Consider the following 18,237-nt stretch of genomic DNA (forward strand, 5'->3'; position numbering starts at 1 on the left):
GCGGCCGGTGGGGGGTCAGCCGGGCGGCCAGTTCAGGCCACGGCCGCCGAGCACGTGCGCGTGCACGTGGAACACGGTCTGGCCGGCCTGCGCGCCGGTGTTGAAGACGATCCGGTAGCCGGTGCCGTCGATGCCCTCGTCCACCGCGACCCGGTGCGCCTCGCCCAGCACCTCGGCCAGCAGCGGCGGGTCGGCGGCGGCCAGCTCGGCGGCGGTCGGGTGGTGGTCCTTGGGGATGACCAGCACGTGCGTGGGCGCCTGCGGGTTGATGTCGCGGAACGCCAGCACGCGCGCGGAGTCCCGGACGACCTTGGCGGGCACGTCCCCCGAAATGATCTTGCAGAACAGGCAGTCGGTCATCTGTCTCCCCTCACCGCGGCCGGGGCCGCGTTCCGAGATCCTATCGAGACCGGTCCGGGGATGGCCCGCGACGCCCCAAGATCGCTAAGGTTTCCGGCGTCGATCTCCGGTTGTCGAGCCGCATTCCGACCGGCCACTGGTTAAGGTTGTCAACTCAGGGCGTACCCCCCGGTCCGAGGGCGTTGCCGCGTGCTCGCGCGGTGGGGGACACCCGATTCGATGCCGGTCCGCAAGGCCCGTCCGAAAGGCGGCCGGGGGACGGTGAAGGCGGCGGATAGGTGACCGAGGTCCTCAAGAACATGCCCTTTCGTAAACCCAACGCCGAGGGTGCGCGTCCCACTGACGTGACCGAGACCCTCGTGGCCAGGGGAACGGCGGGGGCCGTGGCCGTCGCCTGGGACGCCGATCAGGCGGTGACCGCGCTCTACAGCGCCAACTACCGCTCGCTCGTGCGTCTCGCCGCCATGCTCGTGCGCGACTCCGGGACGGCCGAGGAGGTCGTCCAGGACGCGTTCGTGGCGATGCACGGCGGATGGCGGCGCCTGCGCGACCCCGACAAGGCCCTGTCGTACCTGCGCCAGTCCGTGGTGAACCGGTCGCGATCGGTGCTGCGGCACCGCGCCGTCGTGGAGAAGTACGCCCCGAAGGGGCTACCGGACGCGCCGAGCGCGGAGGCCGGGGCGATCGGCGAACTGGAACGCTCGGCGGTGATCGACGCGCTCTCCCGGCTCCCCGCACGCCAGCGGGAGGCGCTCGTCCTGCGCTACTACGCCGATCTGTCCGAAGCGGAGATCGCCAACGCGATGGGGATCTCCCGAGGCGCCGTGAAGAGCCATACGGCGCGCGGCATGACCGCGCTACGCAACGTCCTGGAGCAATTCTCATGACCACCGACCCCCACGACGAGCACGGCGAGATCCTCCGCCGCGCCCTGCACGCGGAGGCGGACTCGGTCTCACCCGCCGACGACGGCCTGGACCTCATCCGGGCCCGGATCGCCGACCCGCGCCGCCGGCGCTGGTTCGGCCTGGAACGGTTCGGGACGGCCTGGTACGGGCTGGACCGGTTCACCCTGAACTGGGCGCGACCCGCGCTCGCGGTGGCCGCCGCGGTGGCGATCGCCGGCCTCGGCGTGACCGCGCCGCAGACGATCGACCTGATCCAGCAGTCGGTCGGCAACAACGGCCCGTCCGGCGGCGGGCACGACGACCACACCGGCGACCACGTCGACGCGCAGGGCCACCCGATCCTGCCCGGCTCCCCCAAGGCGTCGCAGTCCGGCTCGGCCGGGTCGGAGTCCCCGTCGGCGTCGGCGTCGCCGTCGCCCTCGTCCAGCCCCACGCCCTGCACGACCCCGGGGGTCGGTGACGCGAAGGCGCCCAAGCCGTCCGACACGGCGAAGAAGCACGGCGCGAAGGCGTCCGCGTCGCCATGCCCGAGCGGCACCCCCACCGCGAGCCCGACGCCGACGCCGACCCCGTCGACGCCGCCGCCGTCGACGCCCACGCAGCCGACCGAGCAACCGACGCCGCCCGCCACCAGCGCTCCCGCCACGACGACGGAGCAGGGCACCGGCGCCTCCGCGCCCTAGCCGCCCGCGCCCCGGGAGGCCTCAGGGCCGCCCGGGGCCGGTCACCAGCGGCCGGTGGCGGCCAGCAGCACGGCCGCGGCGGCCACCCCGGCCGTCGAGGTCCGCAGCACCGTCGGGCCGAGCCGGGCGGGCCGCCCGCCCGCGGCCGCGAAGCGCTCCAGCTCCTCGTCGGCGATCCCGCCTTCGGGCCCGACCACCAGCACGATCTCCCCGTCCGCGGGCGCGGCGATGGTGCTGAGCGGCTCCTCGGCGTCCTCGTGCAGGACGAGCGCGAGCGACGCGGCGGCGATCCGGGCGGCGACATCGCCGGTGGACGCCAGGTCCGGCACGTCCGGCAGCCTGCTGCGGCGCGCCTGCTTCGCCGCCTCGCGCGCGGTGTTGCGCCACCGCCCGAGGGCCTTCTCGCGGCGCTCCGGGCGCCACTGCGTCACGCACCGGGCCGCCGCCCACGGGACGATCTCGTCGACGCCGGCCTCGGTCATCGTCTCCACGGCCAGCTCGCCGCGGTCGCCCTTCGGCAGCGCCTGGACGACCACGAGCCGCGGCGCGGGCTCCGGATCCGTCCGCCGCGACAGCACGTCCAGGGTCAGCGACGCCTTGTCGGCCGCGGCGACGACGCACTCGGCGAGCAGCCCCGCGCCGTCGGTCAGGTCGACGCGCTCACCGGGCCGCAGCCGCCGCACCGTCGCGGCGTGCCGGCCCTCGGCGCCGTCCAGGACGACCCGGTCGGCGCGCAGCCGGCCGGGCTCGGCGAGGAACACCGGCGGACTCATCCCACTCCCCCCGGGCCGCCCGCACGGCCGTCCGCGCGGCCGCCGGCGGGCGGCGTGCCGTCGCGGCCCTCGCGGTAGGCCTCCGCAGTGGCTCTTCAGTGCTGGTTGAAAACGTCCCGGAGGCGGGAGAACATGCCGCGCTGGCCCGGCGCGAACTTGCCGGGCGGGCGCTCCTCGCCGCGCAGCGCGGCGAGCCGGCGCAGCAGCTCCTCCTGCTCCTCGTCGAGCCGGTTCGGCGTCTCCACGTTCACGTGGATCATCAGGTCGCCGCGGCCGGACTCGTTGAGGTGCCGCACGCCCCGGTTGTAGAGCGTGATGACCTGGCCGGACTGGGTGCCCGGCTTGATGTCGACCTCCTCGGCGGCGTCCAGCGTCTCGATCGTGACGTTGGTGCCGAGCGCGGCGGCGGTCATCGGGATCTCGACCGTGCAGTGCAGGTCGTCGCCCTCCCGCTCGAAGATCGGGTGCGGCTTCTCGGCGATCTCCAGGAACAGGTCGCCGGGCGGGCCGCCGCCGGGGCCGACCTCGCCCTCGCCGGCCAGCTGGATGTGGATGCCGTTCTCCACGCCCGCCGGGATCTTGACCTTGACGGTGCGCCGGGTGCGGACCCGGCCGTCGCCCGAGCACTCGGTGCACGGGTGCCGGATCACCGAGCCGAACCCGCCGCACGCGGGGCACGGCCGGGCCGTCATGACCTGGCCGAGGAAGGACCGCTGCACCTGCTGCACCTCGCCGCGGCCGTGGCAGGTCTCGCAGGTCTCCGGGTGGGTGCCGGGCGCGCAGCCCGACCCCTCGCAGGTGGTGCAGGCCACCGCGGTGTCGATGGACAGCTCGCGGGTGGTGCCGAACGCGGTCTCCGCCAGGTCCAGCTCGACCCGCAGCGTCGCGTTGCGGCCGCGGCGCGCGCGCGAGCGCGGGCCCCGGGAGGTCGCGGTGCCGAAGAAGGCGTCCATGATGTCGCTGAACGGGAACCCGGCGCCGCCGAAGCCGCCGGCCCCCGCGCCCGCCCCGCCGCCCGGCGCGAACGGATCCGCGCCCAGGTCGTACATCTCGCGCTTCTTGGGGTCGGAGAGCACCTCGTAGGCCTGGGTGATCTCCTTGAACTTCTCCTGCGTCTCCGGGTCGGGGTTGACGTCCGGGTGCAGCTCGCGGGCGAGCCGCCGGTACGCCTTCTTGACCTCGTCGGCGCTGGCGTCCCGGCGGACGCCGAGGGTCGCGTAGTAGTCGTTGGCCACTTACGACCCCGCCAGGATCTGTCCCACGTAGCGTGCCACTGCCCGTACCGCTCCCATCGTGCCGGGGTAATCCATGCGTGTCGGCCCGAGCACTCCCAGCCGGGCCAGCGTGAGGTCGCCGACGCCGTAGTCGGCTGCGACGACCGAGGTCGAACGGAGCCCCTCATCGGGGTTCTCGGTGCCGATCCGCACCGTAAGACTAGAGGAGTCGCCGGTCTCGCCGAGCAGCCGCATGAGGACGACCTGTTCCTCCAGCGCCACCAGCACCTCCCGCAGGCTCTGCGAGAAGTCGACGGCGGCCAGGTTCGCGGCGCCGGCGAAGACGATCTTCTCCTCGTGCTTCTCGACGAGGGTCTCCAGCAGGACCGACAGGACCGCGGCGGCCACCGGCCGCTCGTCCGGGCCCACCTTGTCCGGCAGGTCCGCCACGGCGGACGGCACGTCGCCGAAGCCCAGCCCGTCCAGGCACGTATTGAGCAACGCCCGCAGGTGCCCGACGGATTCCTCGGAGATCTTCCCCGTCTCGATGACGCGCTGCTCCACCCGCCCGGTGTTGGTGATCAGCACCAGCAGCAGCCGGCCCTCGGCGACCGGGACCAGCTCCACGTGCCGCACCGACGAGCGGGTCAGCGACGGGTACTGCACGACCGCGACCTGCCGGGTCAGCTGCGCCAGCAGCCGGACGGTGCGGCCGACGATGTCGTCGAGGTCGTAGGCGCCGGACAGGAACGTCTCGATCGCGCGGCGCTCGGCGACCGACAGCGGCTTGATCGTGGACAGCCGGTCGACGAACAGCCGGTAGCCCTTGTCGGTGGGGATGCGCCCGGCGCTGGTGTGCGGCTGGGCGATGTAGCCCTGCTCCTCCAGCACCGCCATGTCGTTGCGGATGGTGGCCGAGGACACGCCGAGGTTGTGCCGGTCCACGAGGGCCTTGGAGCCCACAGGCTCGTTGGTGTTGACGAAGTCCTCGACTATGGCGCGCAGCACCGCGAGCTTCCGGTCGTCCAGCACCCGGTCACCTCCTTCTGCACCTTCCACGGGCCCCACGTCCACATATACCGCCGACGGGGCGTTGCTGGCACTCCTTCGTTCCGAGTGCCAAGTGTACGGCCCGGCGGGGACGTTCCGGGGGCCGCGGCCGTGCGCCCGGCCCCGCGCGGCTGCGTGATCTTATCCCGGCCGTTAGTGTGCGGAACCGTGCGGAGCAAGAACTACGGAGACGACGTCCTCGCCGGCGACTGGCGCAGGCCCCGCAAGGGGCAGATCCCCGAGGTCCCGGCCGAACCCGGCCTGGTCGCCGAAGACCCCGACAGCGGCTTCTGCGGCGCCGTCGTCGGCTGCGACAAGTTCGGCGTGACGCTGGAGGACCGGTTCGGCAAGCGGCGCGTGTTCCCGCTGACCAAGTCCGGCTTCCTGATCGACGGGAAACCGGTCACGCTCGTCCGGCCGTCCGCCGCGCCCGCCGCCCCGGCCCGGTCGGCGTCCGGCTCCATCGCCGTCCAGGGGCTGCGCGCCCAGGTCGCCAAGGAGAGCCGGATCTACGTCGAGGGCCTCCACGACGCCGAGCTCGTCGAGAAGATCTGGGGACACGACCTGCGCGTCGAGGGCGTCGTCGTCGAGTACCTCGAAGGCGTCGACGACCTGCCCGCGATCGTCGAGGAGTTCGCCCCCGAGGAGGGCCGCCGCCTCGGCGTCCTCGTCGACCACCTCGTCGAAGGCTCCAAAGAGAGCCGGATCGCCGCCCAGGTGTCGTCCCCGCACGTCCTCGTGACCGGCCACCCCTTCATCGACATCTGGGAAGCCGTCAAGCCCGCCGCCGTCGGCATCGACGCCTGGCCCCGCGTGCCCCGCGGCATCCCGTGGAAAGAAGGCGTCGTCGACGCGCTCGGCTGGGACTGCGAGACGGGCGCGGCCTGGAAGCGCATCCTCCGCTCCGTCTCCACCTACACCGACCTGGAGCCCGCACTCCTCGGCCGAGTGGAAGAACTGATCGACTTCGTGACGTGTTAGCCCAGGGGGGCGACCCCCTGGAACCCCCGTTGCGACGGACGAGGCGTTTCCCGCTCCGCTAGCGCTCCGCGGGAAACGCCTCGTCCGTCGGCGGGCAGGCCCGCTGCGCTCGCTGCACTCGCTCCGCGTGCCTGCCCGTGACCCGCGGCTGAGGTTCGAACCGCCGGGGCTGGGGTTCGAACCGCCGGGGCTGGGGTTCGGACCGCCGAGGGCTGGGGTTCGGACCGCTGGGGGTGGGGTTCGGGCTGCTGGGGCGGTGGCCGGGGGTCAGGTTAGGTCTCGGGTTACGGCGTCGGCCAGGAGGCGGCCGCGGCGGGTGAGGACGGCGCGGCCGCGGGCGTGGGGGCCCGGATCGATGAGGCCCTCGGCGATGGCGCGGCGGACGGCGGCGTCGTCGAGCAGGCCGGCGGGGCAGCCGTCCGCGAGGCGGAGTTCGAGCATGATCCGCTCGATGCGGCGGTCATCGGCGTCGAGGACCTCGCGCGCGTACGCGGGAGTGGTGCCCTCGGCTAGGCGGGCGGCGTAGGCGGCCGGGTGCTTGACATTCCACCAGCGGGTTCCGCCGACGTGGCTGTGGGCGCCGGGGCCGACGCCCCACCAGTCCGCGCCCGTCCAGTACAGGAGGTTGTGGCGGCAGGCGGCCTCCGGGGTCGAGGCCCAGTTGGAGATCTCGTACCAGTGCAGGCCGTGCGCGCTGAGGAGTTCGTCGGCGATCAGATAGCGGTCGGCCATCGCGTCGTCGTCGGGGGCGGCTAGTTCACCGCGCCGCACCTGCGCTGCTAGGCGGGTGCCCTCTTCGACTATGAGCGCGTACGCGGAGACATGGTCGGGCTCGCATTCGAGGGCGGCCTCCAGGGAGGCGCGCCAGTCGTCGTCGGTCTCCCCCGGCGTCCCGTAGATGAGGTCGAGGTTGATGTGCTCGAAGCCCGCCTTGCGCGTCCACTCGACGACCTGGGGGACGCGGCCGGGCGTATGGGTCCGCTCCAGGACGGCGAGGACGTGCTCGCGCGCGCTTTGCATGCCGTAGGAGACGCGTGTGAAACCGACCTCGCGGAGCTTCGCCACATAGGCCTCGTCCACCGATTCGGGGTTGGCCTCGGTGGTGACCTCGGCGCCTGGGGCGAGGCCGAATTCGGCATCGATCGCCGCGAGGACGCGCCCCAGGTCGTCGGGCGCGAGGAGGGTCGGTGTACCGCCGCCCACGAAGACCGTCTGGACGGGAAGGTCCGCATCACCGAGCACCTTGCGGGCCATGCGGATCTCGGCGATGGCGGTGTCCGCATAGGAGTCACGGCTTGCGCCCGGGCCGAGTTCGGTGGCGGTGTAGGTGTTGAAGTCGCAGTACCCGCAGCGCGTCACGCAGAACGGCACGTGCACGTAGAACGCGAACGGCCGCGTGCCCAGGCCGTGCAGGGCGCTGCGGGGCAGCGCGCCGTCGGCGGGTACGGGATCACCGTCAGGCAGCGTAGAGGGCACCTCTACAGTCTGCCGCGCGCGTCCCTATGGTCAGACCTCGTCGAGCTTGCGGCGGAGCCAGCCGGGGATGTGCGCGTCGGTGCGGGGGAAGCGGTCGAGGTCCAGCGCGTAGGCGGACGGCGTGAGCGGCGGCGTGAACTCGGGTTCGCCGTCGTAGTCGAACTCGGCGCTGAACCGGCCGGAGCGCTCGACCTCCAGCCGGGCGGTGAACCACGCGCCCTTGCCGCGCCGGTACATCACGCGGCGCAGCTCGTCCATCTTCCCGACGGCCTGGCCGGGCGGCGTGGCCTTGCGGCGCTCGCCGTCGGCGTCCTCGACCTCGAAGGACGCGCTGTCGATGCCGACGGTGGCGCGGAACTCGAAGCCGAGCCGCTCCCAGCCCGCGGGCGCGGCCGAGCGCAGCGCGCGCACGGCGCCGTTGACGGTCTCGCGCTCCTCCGGGGAACGCAGCACCTGCTCGGAGTGGGTCACGCTCGAACCTCCGGTACCGTCGACGCACTGCCCCCGACCGTACCGACATCCGGGCCCGGATCGAGCAGCGCCGGCCGTGTCGCGGCGAAACCGCCGGCCGGGTTCGGCGCCCAGGCGGGACGATCTTGGTCGAGCCGGGCGGGCGGCGGGCGGCACGGGCCGCAATGCGGCGTGCCGCCCCTCTTGGGCGGATAGGGTCGTCCGAATGCGGAACGAGGGGCCGGTGGACTGGGGGCGCGTGCCCGCGCGGGTGCTGCTGCGCGGCGGTCCCGGCGGGTGGCACTACGTCGTCGTGGACGACAAGGGCGCGGAGCGCAGCACCGCGTTCGACGGCCCCGGCACCCGCTGGCAGACCGGCGGGCGGTCCGACCCCGAGCCGCCGTGGTGGCGGCGCCGGCTCGCCGAGACCGCCGAGGACCTGCGCTCGGCGATCGCCGAGCGGCTCACCGACGCGACCTTCCGCGACCTCGGCGCGGAGGCGGCGATCACCTGGTTCGCGGTGGACGACCCGGTCGAGTGGGAGGGCCTGGTCACGCTCCGCGAGGCCGACCCGGCACGGTTCCCGGGCCGCGTCGCGCCGTTCGTGATCACGCTGGAGCCGGGCCGCGGGGCGCTGCTCCCGGACGCGCACCTGCTGTTCAGCACGCCGGCGTCGGACGCGTGGGCGACGCTCTCGGCGGTCGCGGAGCGGTGCGGGACACCCCCGCCACGGGCGCAGTTCCTGTGCGGGTGGGCCGATCACCGCAGCGTGCAGGTGGGGCGCGGGGTGCTGTCGCTGTCGACGGAGCGGTCCGGGACGGGCGCGGAGCGGGTCGCGGAGATCTGCGGGACGCGGCGGCCCGGCTGGAGCGGCAACCCCGAGATGCGGTTCCGGCTCGACGGGATCGACCTGCTGGACGAGCCGGCCGCGGACGTGGCGGCGCTGCTGGAGGAACTGGGGCACGAGGTCGTGCGGCGCGGGCGGTCCGTGCGGCTGCCCGGGCTCGGCCTGTCGCTGTTCGAGCCCGAAAGCCGGACCGGGGGGCCGCGCAGCAGGCGGTCCACCGGTGCCGCGGAGCGCTTCGAGGCCGTGTCGATGCTGCTCCCGGCCTCGTTCGCCCGGCTCTGGACGAACGCCTGACGTTCCCGGGCCGTGCGGCGCGTCCCGGGTGATCGGGTTCGCCGTAACGATCCCGACGCCCACCGGGGACCGGCCCGTCACCGGCGCGCAATCAGCCCGCCCTAGGTTTCCCGATCATGAGAAGCCGTGCGCGTCACACAGCCCTCGCCCTGTCCGCCGCCGCCGTCGCTCCCCTCGCCCTCGCCGCCGCCCCCGCCGAAGCCTCCCCCGCCGTCTCCCCCGCCGTCTCCTCCGCACGGGCGATCAATGTCCACCGCGGCGGGCCCGCCCGCTCGTTCTCCTTCACCGCCGGCCGCGCCGGGGAGGCCCTCATCGGCTTCACCGCGTCCGCGCCGGGGGTGTCGTGGGCCCGCAAGGGCGCCGAGTCCGCCGTGGTGTCGATCGCGGTGGACGGCCGGCACGTCACCGACCTCGTCGTCCCCTCGTCCGACCCGACGCCCCGCAGCCTCGCCCTCGGCCACGTCGCCCGCGGCCGGCACAAGGTCACCCTGCGGTTCGCCAAGGGCAGCGCTCCGGCGGCGAGCCGGGTCCGGCTCGCGCGCACCGGCGTCCGGATGCCCGCCGCCGACCAGCGCGTCCTGCGCTACGCGCCCGTCGTGGTCGGGCGGACCGGCTGGCCGCTGGGCGACCCGTACCAGAACGCCACGACCGACACCCCGCTGATCGCCTGGCACGAGACCAGGCCCGCGGCCACGCCCGGCCACGAGATCATCGAATACTCGGTCGTATGGAGCAATGAGGACGGCGGGACGGACACGCCCGCGCTCATGGCCCGCTGGGGCCGCACCACCGACATCGAGTGGATCTACCGGGTGGAGGTCGACGCGAAGGGGAACCGAGTCGAGGGCACCGGCGAGTACCAGGCGCCCGCGCACGCGACCCTGAAGTTCACCGGCAAGTACGAGGCCGACCATCCGGTCCTGCAGACGTGCACCTCGAACAACAACATGTGCGACGTCGTCACCCCGGACTCGCCGCTGCGCTTCATGCCGGACGTCACCGCGACGCGTCCCGCCGACCGCACCCGCGAGTACGTGATGGACCAGCAGCCCTGGACGTACCGGGTCATGGCGCAGGAGATGCTCCGCGAAGGCAAGATCGAGAACCCGTCGGATCCGGCGACGACGGCGGTCGGCGACCAGCGCACCTACCTGTACGTCGAGTTCGCCAAGACCACCGGCGCCGCCACCGGGACCGGGTCGGTGCCGGGCGTGGCGCTCGGCGTGCGGCTGAAGTCCGACCCGTCGCGGCTCTACCGCTCCGACCACGACCAGCCGACCTGGTCGATCGACCGGGACGGGCCCGTCGCGACGACGGTCGAACTGCCCGCGGGCACGAAGGCGTCCGACATCGCGAGCGTCGAGGCGCTCCGGCGCCCCACCGGGATCGGGGACGACGGCGCGCCCGCCACCGTGACCTCGGTGAACCGGGGCTTCTTCCTGGACGCCTCGTACCTGCCGCAGCCCTCGTTCCTGGCCTGGAAGGGCTCGGCCGCGCTGACGCCGCAGGCCCCGTCGGCCGTCCTCTGGCGGCCCTGACCGCCCCCGAGGACCCCGCACGGGCGACGGGGGCGGGAAAGGCGGGAAACCGGACGAACTCCGGGTGCGTCGTAAGAGTCGTACACTTCGCCAAAGCTCGCTCAGCGAACCGGAGAGGACACCCGCCATGGCCTACGGGCCTCCCCCGTCGCCCGGCCAGGGACAGCAACCCGGCCAGAACCAGGCCTGGCAGCAGCAGCCGCCCCAGCAGAGCCCGTGGCAGCAGCCCGGTTCGGCCTGGCAGCAGCCGCAGCAGCCTCCGCAGCCCGAGGGCGGGGCGTGGCAGCAGCCCCCGCAGCCCGGGAACAACGCCTGGCAGCAGCCCGACCAGAGCCAGGGCTGGCAGCAGCCGCCCCAGGGGCGCGGCACCACGCCGATGCCCGGCCATTTCGGTCCCGTCAGCGACGACGACAGGACCTGGTCGCTGATGGCCTACCTCGGCCAGTTCCTCGTCGGCGCGATCGCGCCCGCCGTCGTCTACCTCGGCAAGGCGCGCACGCCGTTCGTCCGCCGGCACGCCGCGCAGGGGCTGAACATGGGCATCGCGGCGCTCGCCGTGTGGATCGTCGGCGGCCTGCTCTCGCTCGCCGCCGAGGTACTGATCTGGGTGCCGCTGCTGTTCACCGCGGCCGTGCTGTTCTTCCTGGTGTACGCCGCGCGGGCCGCCAACCGCGGCGAGTTCCGCCGGGTCCCCGTCGTGGTCGCCTGGCCGATCGTCAAGTAGCCGGACCCCGGGCCGCGCCCGGGGCCCCGGCGGCTACTTGCGGCCCTTGTCGGCGGAGGAGTCCCCGCCACCGGTGGACAGCGCGGCGACGAACGCCTCCTGCGGGACGTCCACCCGCCCGATCGTCTTCATCCGCTTCTTGCCCTCCTTCTGCTTCTCCAGCAGCTTGCGCTTGCGGGAGATGTCGCCGCCGTAGCACTTGGCGAGGACGTCCTTGCGGATGGCGCGGATGTTCTCGCGCGCGATGATGCGCGCGCCGATCGCGGCCTGGATGGGCACCTCGTACTGCTGCCGCGGGATCAGCTCCTTGAGCTTCGCGGTCATCATCAGCCCGTACTCGCGGGACTTCTCGCGGTGCACGATCTGGCTGAACGCGTCCACCGACTCGCCCTGCAGCAGGATGTCGACCTTCACCAGGTCGGACTCCTGCTCGCCGCTCGGCTCGTAGTCCAGCGACGCGTACCCGCGGGTCCGCGACTTCAGCTGGTCGAAGAAGTCGAAGATGATCTCGGCGAGGGGCAGCGTGTAGCGGATCTCGACCCGGTCCTCCGACAGGTAGTCCATGCCGAGCAGCACCCCGCGCCGCCCCTGGCACAGCTCCATGATCGCGCCGATGTGGTCCGACGGCGACAGCAGCGTCGCCTTCACCACCGGCTCGTACACCGCGCCGATCTTGCCCTCGGGGAACTCGCTGGGGTTGGTGACGGTGTGCTCCGACCCGTCCTCCATGACCACCCGGTACACCACGTTCGGCGCCGTCGAGATCAGCGACAGGCCGAACTCGCGCTCCAGCCGCTCGCGGACGATCTCCATGTGCAGCAGGCCGAGGAACCCGCAGCGGAACCCGAACCCGAGCGCCGCCGACGTCTCCGGCTCGTAGATCAGCGCCGCGTCGTTCAGCCGCAGCTTGTCCAGGGCGTCGCGCAGCTCGGGGTACTCGTCGCCGTCCACCGGGTACAGGCCCGAGAACACCATCGGCTTCGGGTCCTGGTAGCCGCCGAGCGCGTCCGGCGCCGGCCGGCCCGCGACGGTCACCGTGTCGCCGACCCGCGCCTGCCGGACGTCCTTCACCCCGGTGATCAGGTAGCCGACCTCGCCGACGCCGAGCCCCTGGACGGGCTTCGGCTCCGGGGAGATCACGCCGACCTCGAGGGTGTCGTGCGCCGCCCCGGTCGACATCATCAGGCTCTTCTCGCGGCGCGACAGGTGCCCGTCCATGATCCGGACGTAGGTGACCACGCCGCGGTAGGTGTCGTACACCGAGTCGAAGATCAGCGCGCGGGCCGGGCCGTCCGGGTCGCCGACCGGCCCCGGCACGTCCGCGACGATCTTGTCGAGCAGCTCGCGCACGCCCTCGCCGGTCTTGCCGGACACCCGCAGCACCTCGGACGGGTCGCAGCCGATGATCCCGGCCAGCTCCTCGGCGTACTTCTCCGGCTGCGCCGCGGGCAGGTCGATCTTGTTCAGCACCGGGATCAGGTGCAGGTCCGCCTCGAGCGCCAGGTACAGGTTCGCGAGCGTCTGCGCCTCGATGCCCTGCGCCGCGTCCACCAGCAGCACCGCGCCCTCGCACGCCGCCAGCGACCGCGACACCTCGTAGGAGAAGTCGACGTGGCCGGGGGTGTCGATCAGGTTGAGCACGTAGTCGGTGCCGCCCGCGCTCCAGGGCAGCCGGACCGCCTGGCTCTTGATCGTGATGCCGCGCTCGCGCTCGATGTCCATCCGGTCGAGGTACTGGGCGCGCATCTGGCGCTCCTCGACGACACCGGTCAACTGCAGCATCCGGTCCGCGAGCGTCGACTTGCCGTGGTCGATGTGCGCGATGATGCAGAAGTTGCGGATGATCGCGGGATCGGTCTTGTCAGGCTCAGGCGCTGGCACCGGGGTCCGTTCGCAAACTCACAGGTGGACAATGGATCTGTACGTTCCATAGTCCCATGCCGGACGCGATGCTCCGTGCAGGGCCTCCGCGGCGTCCGGCGCCCGTCCCCGATCGGCCGGTTCGCGGTGCGCCGACGCGGTTGGTAGGCTGTGCGACTGCGTGTGGCGTAGCGTCGTGCCCCGGGGCACCGTCCGCCCCCGTCAGACATCCTGTTCGCGCCTGCCGAGTCGGCAGGCCACGATCGCAACCAAGGCTGAGGCACTACGACGTGGCTAACATCAAGTCCCAGATCAAGCGGAACAAGCAGAACGAGAAGGCGCGGCTGCGCAACAAGGCCGTCAAGTCGGAGCTGAAGACCGCGATCCGCAAGTTCCGCGAGGCCGCCGAGGCCGGTGACCTCGACGGGGCCACCACCGCGCAGCGCACCGCCGCCCGCAAGCTGGACAAGGCCGTCAGCAAGGGCGTCATCCACAAGAACCAGGCCGCCAACCGCAAGTCGGCGATCGCCAAGCAGGCCGCCGCCCTGCAGGCCAAGTAAGCACGGCGCTCGAAGCAGACGCGCACGCCCGGGGCCGGTCCATCGCGACCGGCCCTGACGCATGCCCGGACTTCCTCAGGGCGGGGGGACGCCATGGACGCGCGGCGCACGGTGAAGATCTCCAAGTACCTCGCCAAGCACCTGCGGCACCGCCCCGAGCGCATCGGCCTCACCCTCGACGCCGGCGGCTGGGCGAGCGTCCCCGACCTGCTCGACGCCGCCGCCCGGCACGGCTTCCCGTTCACCCGCGCCGAGCTCGAGCACGTCGTCGCCGTCAACGACAAGCGGCGCTACGCCCTCGACGGCGACCGGATCCGGGCCGTCCAGGGGCACAGCATCGACGTCGACCTCGGGCTCCCGGCCGTCCAGCCGCCCGACCTGCTGTACCACGGCACCACCGAGGCCGCCGCGCCCGCGATCCGGCGCGAGGGCCTGCGGCGGATGGACCGGCACGCCGTCCACCTGTCCCCCGACACCGCGACCGCGCGGCGCGTCGGCGCCCGCCGCGGCCGTCCCGTCGTGCTCGTCGTCGAGGCCCGGCGGATGGCCGCCGACGGGCACGCGTTCCGCGTCAGCGCGAACGGCGTGTGGCTGGCCGACGCCGTCCCGCCGGAATATCTTCGCTGATCAGCGCGGCGTCCGCCCACGACGGGACGTGCCGCACCCAGTCCGGGGCGTCGCCCTTCTGCGGCCCGAACAGGTACCGGTACGGGACGACCGCGCGGATCGCCCGGTGCACGTCCAGCCGGTCGTCGATCATGTGGGTGATGCCGAGCTCGGCGCAGTGCAGCGCCTTCTCCGGCCGCTTCCGGCAGAACCGCACGTTCCCCCTGGCCAGACCCGTCCTGCCGTAGAAGTCGTGGTGGTCCAGCCACGCCAGCGTCCGCTCGCGGACCCGGTCGCCGCACTTGGAGATGATCCACGCGCGTCCGCCGAACGCCTCCACCAGGACCGGCAGCACCTCGTACACGCCGTCCGCCGCGGGCGACGCCATCGCCTCCGCGAACGACCCGCCGAGGAAGGCCGTGTCCGCCACCCCCGGCGCCGACACACCTTGGATGACGCGACCGAAATCGATGCCGAGACGAGGTTCCATGCCTCGACCCTGATCTCTCGGCCGCTAGAACAGAACTATCGATGACTCGGCGGTCTATAGTCTCCGGTTATGGAGCTGAGCCGCCTGTCGACCGACGCGCTCGCCTCCTTCGCCGCGTTCGCCGACCGCCTCAACTTCACCCGCGCCGCCGAGGACCTGCACATCTCCCAGCCGGCCCTGCACGTCAAGATCCGCAAACTCGCCGAGACCATCGGCCGCCCCCTCTACACCCGGCACGGCCGCCGCATCGCGCTCACCCCCGCCGGCGAGGCCGTCGCCCGCCTCGCCCGCGACTTCGACGCCCGCGTCACCGCCTTCCTCGCCGACCTCGACGGCACCACCGCGTCCCGCCTCCCCGTCCTCGCCGCCGGCGAAGGCGCCTACCTCTACCTGCTCGGCGACGCCGTCCGGCACGGCGTCCGGCTCATCAACGGGGACCGCGCGCGCACCCTCACCGCCGTCCGCACCGGCCGCGCCGACCTCGGCGTCGCCGTCCTGGACGTCCTGCCCGCCGACCTCGCCGCCGTCCCGCTGGCCGCCTACCCGCAGGCCCTCGCCGTCCCCGCCGACCACCCGCTCGCCGGCCGCACGTCCCTCACCCTCGCCGACCTCGCCGGCGCGTCCCTCGTCGTCCCGCCGCCGGCCGGGCCGCACCGCATCGCCCTCGAACGCGCCCTCCGCGCCGCCGCGGTCCCCTGGACGGCCGCCGTCGAGGCCGAGGGCTGGCCGCTGCTGCTGCACTTCGTGTCCCTGCGCGCCGGACTCGCCGTCGTGAACGGCTGCGTCGTCCCGCCGCCGGGCGTCGTCCTCCGCGAGATCACCGACCTGCCCGCCGTCCCCTACTACGCCGTCCACCTGCCGGGCCGTGGCACCGACCCCCTCGTCGCCGGCCTGCTGACCAGGATCCGCGCCGCACTGAACACCGGGAGCCCACCGTGCACTTCGAGATCACCGTCGACATCGACGCCGCCCCCGAGACCGTCTGGAACCTGCTGAAGGACGTCGAGCGCTGGCCCGACATGACCGCCTCGATCAACCGCGTCGAACTGCTCGACGGCCCCGTCCGCGACGGCGCGCGAGCCCGCGTCCACCAGCCCGGCATGCCCGCCGCGATCTGGACCGTCACCGCGTTCACCGAGAACGAGAACTTCACCTGGCAGTCCCGCTCGCCAGGCGTCACGACGACCGGCGGCCACGAGGTCCGCCCCGGCGCGGCCGGCGGCAGCACCGTCCGCCTCACCCTCGACCAGACCGGCCCGCTAGCCCCGGTGCTCGCCCTCCTCCTCGGCTCCCGGACCCGCCGCTACGTCACCATGGAGGCCACCGGCCTCAAGACCATCGCCGAATCCTCCTGACCCGGCACACCGGCAACACCGCAGCGGCCCCTCGCCGCAACGCGCGCTCGCAGCGGCCCTGAACAAGCCCTCAGCGCCGCCGAGAGCTTTGCGGAACTCACTCGGCGGCGGCCTGCTCCAGGTCCGCTCACAGCGCCCGGTCAGCCGCGGGCGGCGACGATGTCGGCGACGGTCTTCTCCAGCGCGTACGCGGGGTCGGCCGCGCCGCCCTTCACCTGCGCGTCGGCCTCCGCGACCGCGGTCAGCGCGCGCGCCACCCCGTCGCCCGACCAGCCGCGCAGCTGCCTCTGCACGCGCTCGATCTTCCACGGTGGCATCCCCAGGTCCTTGGCCAGCGCGGCGCCACGCGCTCCGCGCGGCGCACCGCCGACCTTGGCCAGCCCTCGCACGCCCTGGGCGAGCGCACTGACGATCAATACCGGCGCCACGCCGGTCGCGAGCGCCCAGCGCAACTGCTCCAGCGCCTCGGCGAGGTGCCCCTCGATCGCCTTGTCCGCGACGGTGAACCCGCTGACCTCGGCGCGCCCGCGGTAGTAGCGGGCGACGGCCGCGTCGTCGATCTTCCCTCCGGTGTCGGAGACGAGCTGGCTGCACGCGGCCGCCAGCTCGCGCAGGTCGTTGCCGACCGCCTCCAGCAGCCCGCGCGCCGCGTCCGGCGAGATCTTGCCGCCGGACCGGCGGATCTCCGCCCGCACGAAGTCGACCCGCTCCCCCACCTTGGTCACCTTGGGGCAGGCGATCTTGCGCGCCTTCAGCTTCGTCAGCCCGTCCACCAGCGCCTTGCCCTTGGCTCCGCCGTGGTGGACGGCCACCAACACCACGTCGTCCGCCGGCGTCTTGGCGTACTTGAGCACCTCGGCGGCGAGGTCCTTGCCGAGATCCTGCGCCGACCGGATCACGAGCACCTTCCCGCCCCCGAACAGCGACGGCGACGTCAGCTCCGCGATCCGCCCGGGCTCGAGCCCGCCCGGCGCGAGGTCGATCACCTCGGCGTCCGGGTCCTGCGCCCGCACCGACGCGGCGACCTCGCCGATCGCCCGCTCGACGAGCAGTTCTTCGTCTCCCACGATCAGGATGATGGCCTCGGACACCCCACGAGCATGCCACGCCGACCCCCCTCCCCGCGCCACCTCGCCCCCGCTCACGTGGTCTCCAAGCCGTCGACGAGCGCCGCGGCGCCCTCCGCCGTGCTGCGTTCGGACGCGCCCCGCCGCAGCCGGTAGAAGATCCCGGGGATCTTCGGGCCGTCCCGGCGCAGCAGGTAGGCGACGTCCTGGACCCGGCGGCAGTCGCCGGGGTCGAGGCCCGCCGGATCGCCCCGGTGCGCGTCCCACAGGTCCTGCATCTCCTGCAGCGCCTCCTCGCGCCGGCCCGCGTGCCGCCGGTGGGCCCCGGCCAGCTCGACGCAGTCGAGCAGCGCCGGGCACACCGGAAGGAACAGCCTGACGAGATAGTCCGCCAGGCTCAGATCCCGGTAGAGCGCGAGCGCCATCCCGACCGTGAACCAGCCCAGGCCCGCAGCCAGGAGCGCGGCCGAGTAGGCGCGATGGTCGCGCAGGCTCCAGACCATGCTCTGGCGCTGGCACAGCAGGACGTCTCCGGGCCACGGGACGTCGCGCACCTCGATGCCGAACCAGCCGCGGTACCTGTCCGGGCGGCGGATGCGGGCCGCCGCGGACGCGACCTCCTCCGGCGCGGGCCGCGCCCCGGCGAGGGCGGTGTTCCACGGCAGCTCGAAAAGCTCCGTCTCGTACAGCTCCTGAACCGCGGCGGCACGGTACACGGCGCGCTCCTCCAGCCACGCGAGCGCCGTCCGGGACACCATCAGCCACGCCGCGCCCACAACGGCGAGCATCTCGCCCGCCGCCGGGAAGACCAGCACGGCGACCGGTGCGACGGCCGCGACGAGCAGCGTCCCGGCCACCCGGTACCGCCGCCGCCACTGCGCGCGGTGATAGAGGTCGCTGTAGGCGAGCAGCCGGCGCAGGTGCCGGCTCCGGTCCTGACGCCGGTCGATCCGCAGCGATGCGCCGTGCGGGACCGGATGGGTCGTCTGCGCGGCCATGGC

20 protein-coding genes are annotated in these 18,237 nt (G+C 73.4%); 10 read left to right on the plus strand and 10 right to left on the minus strand.

Annotated elements, in window-relative coordinates:
* Positions 1-15: 15 nt before the first annotated feature.
* Positions 16-360, minus strand: a complete 345-nt coding sequence (locus tag J4709_RS19055; protein WP_208242547.1) for a histidine triad nucleotide-binding protein — start codon at positions 358-360, stop codon at positions 16-18.
* A gap of 299 nt (positions 361-659) precedes the next feature.
* Between J4709_RS19055 and J4709_RS19060 the strand changes: the two genes are divergently transcribed.
* Together J4709_RS19060 and J4709_RS19065 are read left to right on the plus strand one after the other, a co-directional pair.
* Positions 660-1,247 (plus strand): SigE family RNA polymerase sigma factor, encoded by a 588-nt coding sequence (locus J4709_RS19060; protein WP_208242774.1) that lies wholly within the window; start codon positions 660-662, stop codon positions 1,245-1,247.
* A complete protein-coding gene (locus J4709_RS19065) occupies positions 1,244-1,951 on the plus strand; it encodes a hypothetical protein (protein WP_208242549.1) in 708 nt (235 codons plus the stop codon). The genes J4709_RS19060 and J4709_RS19065 overlap by 4 nt, the downstream gene beginning before the upstream one ends.
* A 41-nt stretch (positions 1,952-1,992) precedes the next feature.
* Here J4709_RS19065 and J4709_RS19070 read toward each other — a convergent pair whose 3' ends face one another.
* From J4709_RS19070 to hrcA, 3 genes are all read right to left on the minus strand, one after another.
* The gene (locus J4709_RS19070) at positions 1,993-2,724 is read right to left on the minus strand and encodes a 16S rRNA (uracil(1498)-N(3))-methyltransferase (protein WP_208242551.1); all 732 of its coding nucleotides are present in this window, start codon (positions 2,722-2,724) and stop codon (positions 1,993-1,995) included.
* A gap of 95 nt (positions 2,725-2,819) precedes the next feature.
* Complete coding sequence (dnaJ, locus tag J4709_RS19075; RefSeq protein ID WP_208242552.1) at positions 2,820-3,959, minus strand: molecular chaperone DnaJ; 1,140 nt, start codon at positions 3,957-3,959, stop codon at positions 2,820-2,822.
* A complete protein-coding gene (gene hrcA, locus J4709_RS19080) occupies positions 3,960-4,970 on the minus strand; it encodes a heat-inducible transcriptional repressor HrcA (RefSeq protein WP_173099717.1) in 1,011 nt (336 codons plus the stop codon).
* A gap of 186 nt (positions 4,971-5,156) precedes the next feature.
* Between hrcA and J4709_RS19085 the strand changes: the two genes are divergently transcribed.
* Positions 5,157-5,969, plus strand: a complete 813-nt coding sequence (locus J4709_RS19085; RefSeq protein ID WP_208242554.1) for a DUF3097 domain-containing protein — start codon at positions 5,157-5,159, stop codon at positions 5,967-5,969.
* 267 nt (positions 5,970-6,236) lie between these two features.
* On the opposite strand, the gene hemW is transcribed toward J4709_RS19085, so the two are convergent.
* Both hemW and J4709_RS19095 read right to left on the minus strand, forming a co-directional pair.
* Positions 6,237-7,445: a radical SAM family heme chaperone HemW gene (gene hemW / locus J4709_RS19090; protein ID WP_208242556.1), complete on the minus strand. Its 1,209-nt coding sequence runs from the start codon at positions 7,443-7,445 to the stop codon at positions 6,237-6,239.
* Between the two features lie 30 nt (positions 7,446-7,475).
* Positions 7,476-7,916: an antitoxin YezG family protein gene (locus J4709_RS19095; RefSeq protein ID WP_208242558.1), complete on the minus strand. Its 441-nt coding sequence runs from the start codon at positions 7,914-7,916 to the stop codon at positions 7,476-7,478.
* Between the two features lie 205 nt (positions 7,917-8,121).
* Here J4709_RS19095 and J4709_RS19100 point away from each other — a divergent pair, with 205 nt between their 5' ends.
* The 3 genes from J4709_RS19100 to J4709_RS19110 all read left to right on the plus strand — a co-directional run bounded on the left by J4709_RS19100 (position 8,122) and on the right by J4709_RS19110 (position 11,298).
* Positions 8,122-9,036, plus strand: a complete 915-nt coding sequence (locus J4709_RS19100; RefSeq protein WP_208242560.1) for a hypothetical protein — start codon at positions 8,122-8,124, stop codon at positions 9,034-9,036.
* Positions 9,037-9,152: 116 nt separating this feature from the next.
* A complete protein-coding gene (locus J4709_RS19105) occupies positions 9,153-10,574 on the plus strand; it encodes a hypothetical protein (RefSeq protein ID WP_208242562.1) in 1,422 nt (473 codons plus the stop codon).
* Between the two features lie 127 nt (positions 10,575-10,701).
* On the plus strand, positions 10,702-11,298 hold the full coding sequence (locus J4709_RS19110; protein WP_208242564.1) for a DUF4870 domain-containing protein: 597 nt from the start codon (positions 10,702-10,704) through the stop codon (positions 11,296-11,298).
* 33 nt (positions 11,299-11,331) lie between these two features.
* Here J4709_RS19110 and lepA read toward each other — a convergent pair whose 3' ends face one another.
* The gene (gene lepA, locus J4709_RS19115; protein ID WP_208242569.1) at positions 11,332-13,179 is read right to left on the minus strand and encodes a translation elongation factor 4; all 1,848 of its coding nucleotides are present in this window, start codon (positions 13,177-13,179) and stop codon (positions 11,332-11,334) included.
* Between the two features lie 269 nt (positions 13,180-13,448).
* Here lepA and rpsT point away from each other — a divergent pair, with 269 nt between their 5' ends.
* Entirely contained in the window at positions 13,449-13,718 is a 270-nt protein-coding gene (gene rpsT, locus J4709_RS19120; RefSeq protein WP_208242570.1) for a 30S ribosomal protein S20, read from the plus strand.
* Positions 13,719-13,811: 93 nt separating this feature from the next.
* Positions 13,812-14,345, plus strand: coding sequence for an RNA 2'-phosphotransferase (locus tag J4709_RS19125; RefSeq protein WP_208242571.1), 534 nt, complete (start codon positions 13,812-13,814; stop codon positions 14,343-14,345).
* Here the strand turns inward: J4709_RS19125 and J4709_RS19130 are convergent.
* Positions 14,290-14,814 carry a hypothetical protein gene (locus J4709_RS19130; RefSeq protein WP_208242573.1) on the minus strand — a complete coding sequence of 175 codons (525 nt, stop codon included), beginning with the start codon at positions 14,812-14,814 and terminating at the stop codon, positions 14,290-14,292. The genes J4709_RS19125 and J4709_RS19130 overlap by 56 nt on opposite strands.
* A 69-nt stretch (positions 14,815-14,883) precedes the next feature.
* Between J4709_RS19130 and J4709_RS19135 the strand changes: the two genes are divergently transcribed.
* Positions 14,884-15,810 (plus strand): LysR family transcriptional regulator, encoded by a 927-nt coding sequence (locus J4709_RS19135; protein WP_208242575.1) that lies wholly within the window; start codon positions 14,884-14,886, stop codon positions 15,808-15,810.
* Positions 15,750-16,169: an SRPBCC family protein gene (locus J4709_RS19140; RefSeq protein WP_208242577.1), complete on the plus strand. Its 420-nt coding sequence runs from the start codon at positions 15,750-15,752 to the stop codon at positions 16,167-16,169. Before J4709_RS19135 ends, J4709_RS19140 begins: the two co-directional genes overlap by 61 nt.
* A gap of 140 nt (positions 16,170-16,309) precedes the next feature.
* Here J4709_RS19140 and holA read toward each other — a convergent pair whose 3' ends face one another.
* A complete protein-coding gene (gene holA, locus J4709_RS19145) occupies positions 16,310-17,260 on the minus strand; it encodes a DNA polymerase III subunit delta (protein WP_307801361.1) in 951 nt (316 codons plus the stop codon).
* A gap of 50 nt (positions 17,261-17,310) precedes the next feature.
* Positions 17,311-18,234, minus strand: coding sequence for an S-4TM family putative pore-forming effector (locus tag J4709_RS19150; RefSeq protein WP_208242579.1), 924 nt, complete (start codon positions 18,232-18,234; stop codon positions 17,311-17,313).
* Positions 18,235-18,237: the final 3 nt, after the last annotated feature.

Source organism: Actinomadura violacea, assembly GCF_017573465.1.
Taxonomy (GTDB): domain Bacteria; phylum Actinomycetota; class Actinomycetes; order Streptosporangiales; family Streptosporangiaceae; genus Spirillospora; species Spirillospora violacea.